Source organism: Faecalicatena orotica, from assembly GCF_905197545.1.
Lineage (GTDB): Bacteria > Bacillota > Clostridia > Lachnospirales > Lachnospiraceae > Faecalicatena_A > Faecalicatena_A orotica.
In genome coordinates this window covers 24,704-37,695 of record NZ_CAJJZH010000012.1, presented here as the reverse complement: position 1 = coordinate 37,695, position 12,992 = coordinate 24,704, and the positions used below count along the sequence as shown (strand labels likewise).

13 protein-coding genes are annotated in these 12,992 nt (G+C 45.3%); 2 read left to right on the top strand and 11 right to left on the bottom strand.

All coding sequences use genetic code 11. The features are described from left to right. Positions 1-153: 153 nt before the first annotated feature. The 6 genes from ABIN22_RS20395 to ABIN22_RS20370 all read right to left on the bottom strand — a co-directional run bounded on the left by ABIN22_RS20395 (position 154) and on the right by ABIN22_RS20370 (position 5,769). Positions 154-495 (bottom strand): DUF1540 domain-containing protein, encoded by a 342-nt coding sequence (locus ABIN22_RS20395; RefSeq protein ID WP_109730534.1) that lies wholly within the window; start codon positions 493-495, stop codon positions 154-156. Between the two features lie 58 nt (positions 496-553). After that, positions 554-2,479 (bottom strand): threonine--tRNA ligase, encoded by a 1,926-nt coding sequence (gene thrS, locus ABIN22_RS20390; protein WP_109730535.1) that lies wholly within the window; start codon positions 2,477-2,479, stop codon positions 554-556. Positions 2,480-2,509: 30 nt separating this feature from the next. Further along, positions 2,510-3,358 (bottom strand): aldo/keto reductase, encoded by an 849-nt coding sequence (locus ABIN22_RS20385; protein WP_346910817.1) that lies wholly within the window; start codon positions 3,356-3,358, stop codon positions 2,510-2,512. 320 nt (positions 3,359-3,678) lie between these two features. Then, positions 3,679-4,275: a DUF2798 domain-containing protein gene (locus ABIN22_RS20380; protein ID WP_109730537.1), complete on the bottom strand. Its 597-nt coding sequence runs from the start codon at positions 4,273-4,275 to the stop codon at positions 3,679-3,681. Positions 4,276-4,518: 243 nt separating this feature from the next. Then, entirely contained in the window at positions 4,519-5,187 is a 669-nt protein-coding gene (locus tag ABIN22_RS20375; RefSeq protein WP_242995984.1) for a YdcF family protein, read from the bottom strand. A 66-nt stretch (positions 5,188-5,253) separates the two neighbouring features. Further along, positions 5,254-5,769, bottom strand: coding sequence for an SEC-C metal-binding domain-containing protein (locus ABIN22_RS20370; RefSeq protein WP_109730539.1), 516 nt, complete (start codon positions 5,767-5,769; stop codon positions 5,254-5,256). A gap of 217 nt (positions 5,770-5,986) precedes the next feature. On the opposite strand from ABIN22_RS20370, the gene ABIN22_RS20365 reads away from it, so the two are divergent. Beyond that, positions 5,987-6,211: a hypothetical protein gene (locus tag ABIN22_RS20365; protein ID WP_109730540.1), complete on the top strand. Its 225-nt coding sequence runs from the start codon at positions 5,987-5,989 to the stop codon at positions 6,209-6,211. Between the two features lie 4 nt (positions 6,212-6,215). On the opposite strand, the gene ABIN22_RS20360 is transcribed toward ABIN22_RS20365, so the two are convergent. From ABIN22_RS20360 to cls, 4 genes are all read right to left on the bottom strand, one after another. After that, on the bottom strand, positions 6,216-6,380 hold the full coding sequence (locus tag ABIN22_RS20360; RefSeq protein ID WP_181368620.1) for a hypothetical protein: 165 nt from the start codon (positions 6,378-6,380) through the stop codon (positions 6,216-6,218). A gap of 199 nt (positions 6,381-6,579) precedes the next feature. Further along, entirely contained in the window at positions 6,580-7,698 is a 1,119-nt protein-coding gene (locus tag ABIN22_RS20355; RefSeq protein WP_346910814.1) for a helix-turn-helix domain-containing protein, read from the bottom strand. Between the two features lie 166 nt (positions 7,699-7,864). Then, positions 7,865-9,142, bottom strand: a complete 1,278-nt coding sequence (locus ABIN22_RS20350) for an adenylosuccinate synthase (RefSeq protein ID WP_109730542.1) — start codon at positions 9,140-9,142, stop codon at positions 7,865-7,867. Between the two features lie 231 nt (positions 9,143-9,373). Further along, entirely contained in the window at positions 9,374-10,948 is a 1,575-nt protein-coding gene (gene cls, locus ABIN22_RS20345; protein ID WP_346910812.1) for a cardiolipin synthase, read from the bottom strand. A 179-nt stretch (positions 10,949-11,127) separates the two neighbouring features. On the opposite strand from cls, the gene ABIN22_RS20340 reads away from it, so the two are divergent. Then, on the top strand, positions 11,128-11,412 hold the full coding sequence (locus tag ABIN22_RS20340) for a hypothetical protein (protein WP_109730544.1): 285 nt from the start codon (positions 11,128-11,130) through the stop codon (positions 11,410-11,412). 69 nt (positions 11,413-11,481) lie between these two features. Here ABIN22_RS20340 and pdxR read toward each other — a convergent pair whose 3' ends face one another. Next, positions 11,482-12,879: a MocR-like pyridoxine biosynthesis transcription factor PdxR gene (pdxR, locus tag ABIN22_RS20335; RefSeq protein ID WP_346910810.1), complete on the bottom strand. Its 1,398-nt coding sequence runs from the start codon at positions 12,877-12,879 to the stop codon at positions 11,482-11,484. Between the last annotated feature and the right edge of the window lie 113 nt (positions 12,880-12,992).

Sequence of the window (12,992 nt, the reverse complement as noted above, 5' to 3'; positions counted from 1 at the left end):
CGCTTATTATAGTCAACCATGAAGCATCACTCCGGAGAAAGAATCTTATTCCTGAAAGAACAAAATATAGGTGGACTGCGTAAAAAAGCAGATACCGGTTCAAACCGGCACCTGCTTTTTCAATCTCCACTTTTACCAAGCGTTTTACTCTTCTCATCCTTTGCACTTAAATGTTGCACATTCTGTTCCTTCACAATGACAGGCATTGCTTCCCTCTACGCTGATCTTACCGGCATGGCATTCACAGTTGTCGTTATACATACATTCTGTCGCTTTACAGTCGATGCAGCTGCAATCTGAAGCCTTTCCTGTTACATCGCTGTAGCTGTTTGTATAACTATTGGAAACGCTGTCCCCTTTTCTCTCCTGGAAGCTGTCACAGCATGTTTCTCTTGCTGTTTTAGCCTGGTTTCCGCCTACCTGAATTTTATCAAGGTCACATAAAAACTGCTTATTGTGTACACATGTCTGTACAGTACATTTTAATTCTGGCATGATCATACCTCCTTCTTATTAATGAAATCAGTATCATTATGCCCCGCCGGTCCTGAAATTATTCCTGTGTTTTCACTTCGCGCACAGTCTTTTTCGCGATTTCTTCCCTGATATCTGTAAGGAAAGAATCCAGTGTGCTCTGGCCTTCGTCACCTTCAAACCGGCTTCTGACTGATACAAGCCCGTCCTCTTCTTCTTTTGCCCCCACGACGAGCATATACGGAACCTTCTGCATCTGTGCCTCCCGGATCTTATATCCGATTTTTTCGGCACGCGTATCAAGCTCTGCCCGGATTCCCGCCGCAGCTAATGTATCCATGACTTTTTTGCCATAGTCCATATATTTGTCAGAAATCGGCAGTACCTTCACCTGTACCGGTGCAAGCCAGGTCGGGAATGCTCCTGCAAAATGTTCGATCAGAATACCGATAAAACGTTCGATTGAACCGAATGCAACACGGTGAATCATGATCGGCCTGTGTTTTTCCCCGTCGGCCCCTGTATATTCCAGTTCAAAACGAAGCGGCAGCTGGAAGTCAAGCTGGATCGTACCACACTGCCAAGTTCTTCCAATGGAATCCTCCAGATGGAAATCAATCTTCGGTCCGTAGAATGCACCGTCTCCTTCATTTACCACATACGGAAGTCCCAGATCATCCAGCGCACCACGCAGGGCATCTGTTGCCATTTCCCAGTCTTCATCACTTCCCATGCTGTCTTCCGGGCGGGTAGAGAGTTCCACATGGTACTTAAAGCCAAACAGACTGTAAACCTCGTCAATCAGTCTGGCAACGCCCTTGATCTCATCGCGGATCTGTTCCGGCATCATGAAGATATGGGCATCATCCTGCGTGAAACACCGGACTCTCATCAGTCCGTGGAGCTGTCCGGACTTTTCATGGCGGTGTACAAGGCCAAGTTCTCCCATACGAAGAGGAAGGTCGCGATAAGAACGCGGTTCTGACTGGTAAGCCAGAATTCCTCCCGGACAGTTCATCGGTTTGATGGCAAAATCTTCCTCGTCAATTACCGTTGTATACATATTGTCTTTATAGTGGTCCCAATGTCCTGATGTCTCCCAGAGGTGGCGGCTCAGCATGATCGGGGTTGCAATCTCCACATAGCCGTTTCTTAAGTGAATCTCTCTCCAGTAATCAAGCAGGGTATTTTTCAAAACCATTCCTTTTGGAAGGAAGAATGGGAATCCCGGTCCTTCATCCCTCATCATGAAAAGTCCAAGCTCTTTCCCAAGTTTTCTGTGGTCACGCTTCTTTGCTTCTTCCAGCATGGTCAGATACTCATCCAGTTCTGCCTTTTTTGGATACGCCGTGCCATAAATCCTCTGGAGCATCTTGTTCTTTTCGCTCCCCCGCCAGTAAGCGCCGGCAAGGCTTGTAAGCTTGAATGCCTTTACTGGTTTCGTAGTCATCAGGTGCGGACCTGCACACAGGTCTGTAAACTCTCCCTGGGAATAGAAGCTGATGACTGCATCTTCCGGCAGATCTTCAATCAGTTCTACTTTATATGGTTCGTCTTTTTCTTTAAAATATGCGATAGCCTCTTCCCTTGGCTTCGTATACTGCTCAATTGGAAGATTTTCCTTTACAATTTTTTTCATTTCGGCTTCAATCTTTGTCAGGTCTTCCGCAGTCAGTGGAGTTTCTCTGTCAATATCATAATAAAATCCGTCTGCCACTGAAGGTCCGATCGCAAGCTTTGTATCCGGATATAATCTCTTGACTGCCTGTGCCAAGATATGAGACGCAGTATGGCGGAACGCGCCCTTTCCTTTCTCATCCTGAAATGTCAGGATACTCAGTTCACAGTCCTGGTCAACCATCGTTCTTAAGTCAACGACTTCTCCGTTGATTTCGCCGGCCGTTGCGACCCTTGCAAGGCCTTCACTGATATCAGCCGCAATCTCGATTACGGATTTGCTCTCTGCATATTCTCTGCTGGATCCATCTTTTAATGTAATCTTCATTCTTTTTCCTCTCTTTTCCTATTTTATTTTTTATACTCTTTCCCTGTCCGGATGTTCTCCTGACCATCCTGTCTGTGGCATTGTTGCCAGCCTGTACATGTCTTCCACAGTAATTTCGAAATCAAATATATCCTGATTCTGTTTCATCCGCTCTATCGAGGAAGACTTCGGAAGCGGTATGACATTCCTCTGGAGTGCATACCTGAGACAGAGCTGGGCAGCAGAAACCCCGTATTTTTCTGCCAGCTCAAGGATAAGGGACTCTTCCGATAAGCGCGCCCTGCCCAGAGGGCTCCATGCCTGAACCTGAATCCCCTTATCCTGACAATAAGAAAGGACAGCCTCCTGTGAATATCCGGGATGGAATTCGATCTGGTCCACTGCCGGGTATATCTCACAGTTCTGCCAGATATTCTCAATATGGTGCGGCAGGAAATTACTCAGCCCGATTGCACGGATCAGCCCTTCCTTATACAGTTCCTCCATCGCCTTCCATGTATCCAGATCCAGTGCCTTCCAATCTGCGTATCCCGGCTCGGGCAGCGGCCAGTGGATCAGGTAAAGATCCAGATAATCCGTTCCCAGCCTGTCCAGTGTGGCATGAAACGCCTTCTTCGTGTTCTCATACCCCATCTCATCCTTCCATACCTTAGATGCAATAAAGAATTCGTCCCTTGGAATTCCGCTGTTTTCCATCGCCTCTTTCAGATATGCTTCCGTTCCATAGAAAGACGCCGTATCAAAATATCGGTATCCTGCCTCTATCGCGGTACCGATCACCCCGGCAGTCTTCCCTTCTGCCGCTTTATAGGTGCCGAATGCGACACAGGGGATTTTTACACCATTATTCAATTCAAAACTATCATAAATACTTTTCAAATTCCCACTCCTTTCAAGATAAGCTCATTTTTATAATAAGAAATAAAAATAAAGTTTCGCCTATGAAATAAAAAAGAGTCCCTCCCTGTAAAAAATACAGAAAGGGACGAGTCATCAAAAGCCTCGCGGTTCCACCCTAATTGAGCTGGCAGATATGTGCCAGAACCACTTCATAGTTGATGGTAACGGAATCACCGGACTGTTTTCAGCCGCTCGGAGGTAGTTTTCAAATGTTTCCACGATAGGAAGCTTCCAGCCGGGGCTTTCCCTCTCTGTATCCTTTCACATTCTACTCGTCTCGTCATCGCATTCATTTATTACTATTTCGAATCTAGGTCCATTATAACATCACGGTTATTTTTGTCAACCAGATTTTCGTAATCGAGTCCCGGTGTTCTTCTTTCCCTCACTATACGGCCCGCCTTTATGAGATTCCTAAAGATCAGCCGTGTAAGAGGGCCTGCTGCGAACAGGTTCCAGAGCAGCGCCATCGGAAAGTTTTTAATCACGGTCCCGGCCCATATGGCCGGAAGCTGGCTGACTGGTGCGTGTGCCAGTATGACATTAAACAGAATTGCGGCAACCAGACTCATCGTCGGGCACATCACCAGCACGGTACAGCCCGAAATCATGAGCGTGATATAGAACGGATTGTCCTGCCCGTGGCGGATGACCCGTTCGGCAAGTTTGTGTCCGAGCCGGTTCCCCCACAGGTTTGAAAAAATGAATACAAAAATCCACATATATGCGGCCTCGACCAGTGCATCCAGAAATACCCTGTTCGTCATATTGCTGAACCCGCCAGGCATGGTATGGTAGCCCATCTTTACAGCTATATTGTATACTTCCATACCATATGCCATTGTAATGGACATCAACACTCCAAATAAAATTCCCTGTAATCTTGTTTTTGGCATAAAATAAGTCCTCCTTTTATTCCCGCGGGCAATGAGCCAGACGGACATGCCTGCGGAGTATTTTTTTTAATAAAAAGAAAAAGGCGGTAATCTTTGAGGGTTGCTCATAGACTACGCCTTACAGACTTATTTCTATAGTTACCAGTTTCCGGTCTGGCCGGAAGATTACACCGATTTCCTGTTTGCATTAATATTTTAACAGTTTCTCAAAATTTGTCAACCACTTTCCGCGATGAAGGAATGCTACCGCCCGGCTGCTTTTAAAAGCCATATTTTAACGACTCCAAAGAATTCCCTCACAAGATAGTTGATCTGGAAGACCGGGCTGGAGCTTGCCGCGATCCCGTATAGATTCTGAAATCCCACCTTTTTCCCGAGCTGAAGTGCCCTGTATAGGTGGAAATTATTCGTCACAACTGCAGTCCCTAAGTCTAAGTCCCCGATGATGCGGCTGCTGTTCTTCATGTTTTCCCACGTCGATGTAGATGTATCCTCGTGTATAATCCGTTCCTCACGAATCCCGTGTAACTGCAGATACCCAGCCATCGCTTCCGCCTCGGATATGTCTTCGCCCTTCCCCTGTCCGCCGGACACAATCACCTTAGTCTCCGGATTTTGTTCCAGATAAATCAGGGCCGCATCTAGTCTGCGTTTCAGCGAATCCGTAATCCGCCTTCCCCGCACCTGTGCCCCGAGTACAATGATATACGGGACAGAGTCCTGGAGATTTTTAAACATAACCCTTATAATCTGCGCCTCAACGAACAGAAACACGGCCCATATCAGTATTAGTAAAACGGCCAGTCCCCTCCTGATTTCTCCCGCCAGAGGCAGAAAACCAAGAATCAGGTGCACCGCTCCGAGAAGCGGCCAGAAAACAGTGAATGTTGAATTCCATTTTCTCGAGTACAAACATAGGATCAAGTAATATATCAGACAAAAACATCCTGTCAGGAAAAAATATAACTTCATCAGCTGTTATGCGTTTTTCCCGCAGCACTTTTTATACTTCTTGCCGCTTCCGCACGGGCATGGATCATTTCTTCCAATCTTCTTCTCCTTACGGATCGTACCGGACTGCTTCTGCTCACGGTAAAGGCGTTTCTTCGTTTCTTCGTCAAACAGATTGTCCCACTGTGGCAGTTCATACAGCCAGTCCGCTTTTGCATCAACCATGTTCTTGTACAGCTTTTCCTTGTCAAATGCAAGACTTACTTCCGTAGACGCATCCATCGTCTCAATCGGGTTCGGAACCTTCAGGCTGTCATTGATTCCATCCAGAAATCCTGCCATAGTCAGGACTTCCTGTCCGTATTTCTTAGCCAGTTCTTCTACAGTTCCTTTTACTTCTACATCAGGAGCATCCAGAAGCTGCTCGTAAATTCCCTTTTCAATATTGAAATATGTTCCCCAGAACTGCTCCAGCTGGTCCTTTGAAAGTTCCTTGTTGTAGGCCATATCACGCCACTGATCTAATAAACATTTCTCACTCATTGTATATAACTCCTTTTATCTTAATTTCGCTCGTGCTCCCATTATATAACAAAATTTCCTGATAGTAAACATGAATTTGAGGGAAGTCTGCGAAGCGGGAATACATTAAAGTTCACCACATTCGCGTACATTCCCTCAATTCCTGTTTGAAATACACGCTCTTTTTAGTTATAATAAATCTATCTTTACATTATGTATTGGATAGAAAGGATTTATTATGAAAAAATCTAAACGCATTTTTGCCCTGATTGGCGCAGTTCTTCTTATATGTTTATACGGCAGTACGTTGATTTTCGCTTTTGTTGACCATTCTGCATCTATGGATCTGCTTAAGGCTTCCATCGCAGCTACCATTTTACTGCCCGTTCTGTTGTATGCTTATAATTTAGTTTATCGTCTGTCTCAAAAGAAAAGACCGGATGACCCAGATGAGGATCAGTAACCTCTTATACGTACATCTGTGCAAGTTCCAGAGCGGCGTTCATATCTGCTGCTCTGCTTTTGCCTGCTGGTTCGCTGGCAATCTCAGCCCTTCTCTTTTCCTGTCTTCTTACCAGGTATTCTTCCATCGAAATGATCTCTTGAGTTCTTCCATTGTTGTTCTGACGCATGAAAATACCTCCTTTTCTTAATAAGCCTCAGCTTTACTATTATATGAATACTCACCCTGAAATATGCTGAAAAAAACGATATTTGGCAATCATTTTTTCATCCCCGTCAGCATGAATTCATTGTACCTTTCAATTGTGTCAGAGTTATGGAAGAAATCTAAAGTTTCTATTATCAAATATTATTAATTTCTTATTTTTCCTATCGGAATACTTTTCCGTCCCTGCGCCAGCTTTTTGTGTTTCCATAGGCCGCAATCATCACTGCGACAAAGTTAACAGTATTAATTGCCGTAACGATTCCCGCGAACTTCGTATACGAAATCCTATCCCTGCTCCCCATCACGGTCGTTACGGAAATATACATCAGAAAGGCCAGCAGGAGTACGCTCCAGTACACCCAGTCTTTCACGTTGAAGTAGTACAACAGGCCGATTCCCCCTGAATAGACCAGTGCTCCCAATGCACCGTACCCGCAGTTTCTGTCCATTTTTTCAAACCTGTCCAGACATAGTCCGAAGATGACCACAAAAAGGGCCGCTGCTGCAAATAATCCTGCACTTTTGAAGCGAATACCGCTCAAATCTTTATCGACAATCCATTTCAGCGTAAATACAAACAAAGGCAGTTCCAGCGCCGCTAATATAAAATTCATATACAGTGCCCACATTTTAGCCGTCCAGATTGTAGACAGTGCCGTGAACACGGCGAGCAGCAACAAAACCGGAACAATCCAAAAGTCTCTCGCCAGATATATCATGGACGGACCCAGATGGACTTCAGCGCTTCCCATTAATAGGATCTTTTCCATCACTCCCGAGAAAAGATAACAAAGTACTGTATCCAGCAGCAGGGCCGCTGCCAGCCATTTCCATATATAGCGATAATACTCCTCCTTTGTGATTTCCACTTCCGCCGCATCTTCGTACAATACCTGCTCTAGCCGGTCTCTTATACCAGCACTCTTTTCATCCAGAATGGAGAAATTCAGATGATCCAGATCTACACCTGTTCTCAATATTGTATTGCAGACCTCCTGAAGTTCATGGAGATGTTCTGCTTCTTTTTCCATTTCCTCCTGCCGTTTTTGAATGATTTCATCCAGCTCATACTCTCCTTGGAAGAGCAGCCTCAAATCCTGAACGGAAACGCCCAATACACGTAGAAACTTTATCTGCTGCAGCCGCTCCACATCTTCTTTTGTGTATTCTCTGTAGTTATTATCATTATTTCTCCGCGGGGCGATCAGGCCTTCTTTTTCATAAAATCTGATATTGGCACTTGTGATCCCGACAGCCCTCTCAACATCTTTGATCTTCATAAGCCATCCTCCTCTCTTTCTGGCTTTATTGTAATCCCTGAACCTGCTTCAAGGTCAATAGTTTTCATGTAATTACCACAAAAAAGGCAAAAAAAACAGAACTCCGGTGCATTTCACACCCAGCGTTCTGTTTTTCATTATAAATTCAAACTATTAACAATTGTGGTTATTTACGATAGATAATATCGTCACGTCCCGGTCCATTGCTGATCAATGTGATCGGATATCCGATCTCCTGCTCAACAAACTCGATGTACTTCCTGCAGTTCTCCGGAAGGTCTTCATACTTCTTAATCCCGCGGATATCGCAGTTCCATCCCGGAAGTGTCTTGAGTACCGGTTTTGCTTTTTCGAGAAGATGTGTCACAGGGAAGTCTGTTGTAACTTCACCGTTAATTTCGTATCCGACGCATACCGGAATCTCTTCCAGATACCCCAGTACGTCCAGTACTGTGAATGCTACGTCAGTCGTCCCCTGCATTCTGCAGCCATATTTGGAAGCCACGCAGTCAAACCATCCCATACGTCTCGGACGTCCCGTTGTCGCCCCGAATTCTCCACCGTCTCCACCGCGCCGTCTCAATTCGTCAGCCTCGTCGCCAAAGATTTCGCTGACAAAGGCACCAGCACCTACCGCGCTGGAATAAGCCTTACATACAGTGATAATCTGCTTAATCTCATACGGCGGGATTCCTGCTCCGATAGCGCCGTAAGCTGCAAGGGTAGAGGAAGAGGTAACCATCGGGTAGATACCGTGGTCAGGATCTTTCAGAGAACCAAGCTGTCCCTCCAGAAGGATATTCTTCCCTTCCTTTAAAGCATTGTAAAGATACAGAGAAACATCACATACATATGGCGCGATCATCTCTTTATATTCCAGTAATTCTTTATATAAATCGTCAGGATTAATCAGTGGTTTGTGGTATAAATGCTCCAACAGAACATTTTTCTGTTCTGCCACACGAACAACTTTTTCTTTCAGCAGATCATCATCAAACAGTTCGCTTACCTGAAAACCGATTTTCGCATATTTATCAGAATAGAACGGTGCAATACCTGACTTTGTGGAGCCAAAAGACTTGCCTGCCAGACGTTCTTCCTCATATGCGTCAAAATTTTTATGGTATGACATCACGATCTGCGCCCTGTCAGAAACCAGAATCTTAGGAGCCGGAACCCCCTGGTCAACGATAGACTGGATTTCCTTAAACAGAACAGGGATATCGAGTGCCACTCCATTACCTATAATGCTGGTTGTATGGTCATAAAATACACCAGACGGCAGTGTATGCAGCGCAAACTTTCCATAATCATTGATGATCGTATGGCCTGCATTCGCTCCCCCCTGAAAACGGACAATGATGTCGGCTTCTTTTCCAAGCATATCTGTAATCTTGCCTTTTCCTTCATCGCCCCAGTTAGCACCTACTACTGCTTTTACCATTTCAAACCCTCCTGCGTACATTATCGCTTATTTCAATCCGCATCCTGATCCGTAAGAGAACCAGAAATACTCCGGCGGTCTTGTTCCTGCTGAACAAACCGCCCTATGAATTATACTATACTTTTTTCATTATGTAAAACGTTATTTCCGATTTTTTGCCAAACGGGATTGTTATTTCTTTAACAAGCAACTTCAAAGGGGTCAGACCCCTCTGAAAAAGTGCACTTCCAGTTACATTAGTGGGGCAATCAGCCGTAATACCCGTCCGCAGATCATCATAAACGGGCTTATCTTATTCAAATCTGTGATCGTGATCCGCTGGCACTGCTTCAGTGTTTTCTGGAAATCGGCCTCAATGTCTCTGACGACCGGGTTGTTATAGATAAATACACCACATTCAAAATGCAGGTACAGACTGCGGTAATCCAGATTGATGGTTCCTACCGTTGCTGTGTCATCATCCGACACAAATATTTTGGCATGGACGAAGCCAGGTGTGAACTCATATATCTGTACTCCTGCCTCTATCAGCTCCCGGTAAAATGTTTTTGCCACGGCAAATGCATACCATTTATCAGGGATATGCGGCATAATGACTGCCACCTCGATCCCGCTTTTGGCGGCTCTCGTCAGTGTATCCATCATCTCATTGTCCAGAATCAGGTACGGTGTCATGATATGTACATACTTCTTCGCGTGATTGAGTATATGGAAGTAGACCTCTTCCCCGACGTCCTCGTTATCATACGGGCTGTCGCCATAAGGAATCATAAAGCCAAGTTCCCTGTGAAGCTCCTGTGACATCGGGGTCAGGTATTTTTTATATTCCTCCCCGTATTTCAGCTCCGTCGCATTCCACATCTGAAGAAACAGCATCGTCAAACTCTGCACCGCATCACCCTCCAGCATGATTGCAGTATCCTTCCAGTAGCCGAAACGGACCTTTTTATTGATATATTCATCTGCCAGATTGATTCCGCCCGTAAAACCAACCTTTCCGTCTATAACGCATATTTTCCTGTGGTCCCTGTTGTTCTGTGTTGTGGATAAAACTGGACGGATCGGGCTGAACATTTTACACTGTATGCCATATTTGCGGATAGTCTTCGGATAATTGTAGGGAAGCAGGGAAATACTGCACATTCCGTCATACATGAAACGAACTTCCACCCCCTCCTTCACCTTTCTTTTCAGTACATCCAGAATCGTATCCCACATGTACCCTTCCCCTACAATAAAATATTCCATAAAGATGAATTTTTCCGCCTTCTCAAGCTGATCAAGCAACACCGGGAACTTTTCTTCTCCGCAGGCAAAAAAAGTTGCTTTTGTATTTCTGTAGGTAGGGAAACAGAGCTGGTGCTTCATGTAGTGTGCCAGATTGGCATTTGCCGGCTTACTCAGCCTCAGGTCGTCGATGATCTCCTGCTTTTGTTCCATATATGGATATGTATCAAGCTTTAACTTCGCCAGCCGTTTGCCGATATACCTTGTACCAAGCTGTGACTTGACATAAATGTAGAACAGGCATCCAAATACCGGAAATATCAGGATCAGCAGCACCCAGGTCATATTAAACGCCGGATTTCCCCTCTGGTTGATAATATAAATAACGATTACGGCCCCCAGTATATTGATTGCACTATAAACGTATATGATATAATCTCTCAGAAATGTCGCGATTCCTACCATCATCAAAAGCTGCACCAGTATCAGAAGAAAAATCAATGCAGTCCGGCTGAATACAACACTTAAAATGCCTTTCTTCGCCTGTTTTTTTGCTTTATTTGCCGTTTTATTATTCATATATCTTTGTGCACGCTCCTTTATCAGATGTTAAATTTCCGTTGGTCCAGATATGTTATCTCTTATTACATTTCAACCAGTTACCTTTATTTTAATTTCCAATATTGTAATTATGAACAAAAAGTATTACAATAGAAAAGAATTACAGTTATTTATCCCATAGAAAGGAGACTTATTCATTGAAAAAGTTTTTTAAATGGTTCATAAGTCTTGCAGCTATCGGTTCTGCAATCGGCCTCATTATAGCATATTTCTGTAAAGGCAGATGCAATGACAGTTGTTGTGAAGACACCCAGGACTCTACAGAAGAAGAAGATTTTGACTTAGACAGTGATCTACAGCCTGTTGCAGATAGGGAATATGTCCCGCTCAAACGGACGGCAGATGCCGCTTCCGATACGAAAGCAGAGGAACCTGCCGGTAAGGAAGAAGCCGCTGAAGCTCCGGCTGAAGAAAAAGAATAGTTTATGTAATCATCACAGGGTTGAGGTTTTTCCTCAATCCTGTTTTTCTTTTTCTCTGCCACCGCGGTATTAACGCCAGACCTCGTCCAGTATCCTGACCGCCTCCTGAATCTTTTCCTCATTCATATTGGCATATCCCAAAAGAATCGTAGCCTGATCATTTTTATGCGGCCCGATAAAATATTCAGAGAGTCCATAGACCTTCACTCCCCTCGCAGCCGCCCGCTCCATCAGTTCTGTCTCCTTCATTGTGTTCCTGAAATGGAGCAGAAGGTGCACGCCCGCGTTTTCCCCTGAAATTTCACAGCGGTCCTGCAGATTCTTAAGGCTCCCGAGCAGGGTGTCGTGGCGGTTCTTATACAGTGCCCTTGTTTTATTCAGATGCCTCTCATAATAGCCGTCTTCGATAAACTTCTCCAGAATCATCTGGTCCACCTTCGACACCGTGGAGCTTAAGAAACTGCTCCGCTCCCGGTACAGCTCCAGCAGGGGCCCGGGAAGAACCATGTAGCTCATACGGATCGCAGGGGCAATCGATTTCGAAAAGGTTCCCATATAAATCACTTTATCATGATTGTCATAGCCCTGGAGTGCAGGAATCGGTTTGCCTTTATACCGGAATTCGCTGTCGTAATCATCCTCGATAATATAGCGCCCTTCCTGCTCATTTGCCCATTTCAGCAGCGACATCCTCCGTTTGATCGGCATGACGATCCCCAGCGGATACTGGTGGGACGGCATGACAAATGCGATGTCTGCCTGCGACGCCGTGAGCTTCGCGATCTCCATCCCTTTCTCATCCATGTCCACAGTGCAGACTTCATAAGACAGATTTTTAAACAGCCTGTATGCCTGCTTATAGGTTGGGTTCTCAAGGGCCACCTTGTGTTCCTGCCCGATCACGGTCGTTAAGAGCATCAGCAGATAATCATTCCCGGCTCCCACTATAATCTGTTCCGGACGGCAGTTTACACCTCTTGCCTGATGGAGATATCCGCATATCGCACTTCTCAGACCATATTCCCCCTGTGGTTCACCGAGTCGGAACATCTCTGCCCTGTCGTCTAACAGACACTCCCTCGATAATTTTCTCCATGCATTGTATGGGAAACTCTTCAGATCCACCCCATTTGGCGTAAAATCATAGGGATACAACCGTTTCTCCTTTTGAGGCTCGGCAGCGATTTCCCCGGATGCCGGCTTAAGCTGGTACAATTCCTCAATCTGGGATGCAAAGTATCCCCTGCAGGGCTCCGCCTCTACATAGCCTTCCGACAGAAGCTGCTCGTAAGCAAGCTCCACTGTACTGCGGCTCACCTCCAGATATTTGCTGAGTGACCGCGTAGAAGGCAGTTTCTCACCACTTAAGATCCGGCCGCACTGGATGTCTTTCTTAATATAGTTATAAATCTGTTCATACAAAGGGATCTCCGACCTGGGCTGGAGATTTATCGTCAACTCATTCATCCTGACAGGCACTCCGTTTCACGATAAAAGACAGGTCTTCTTTCTGTTCAAGACCTGCCCTTTTCTTTGTCCGGGCAGCATCTCTGTCCGGCAGGCTGCCAACAGAGAGAAAT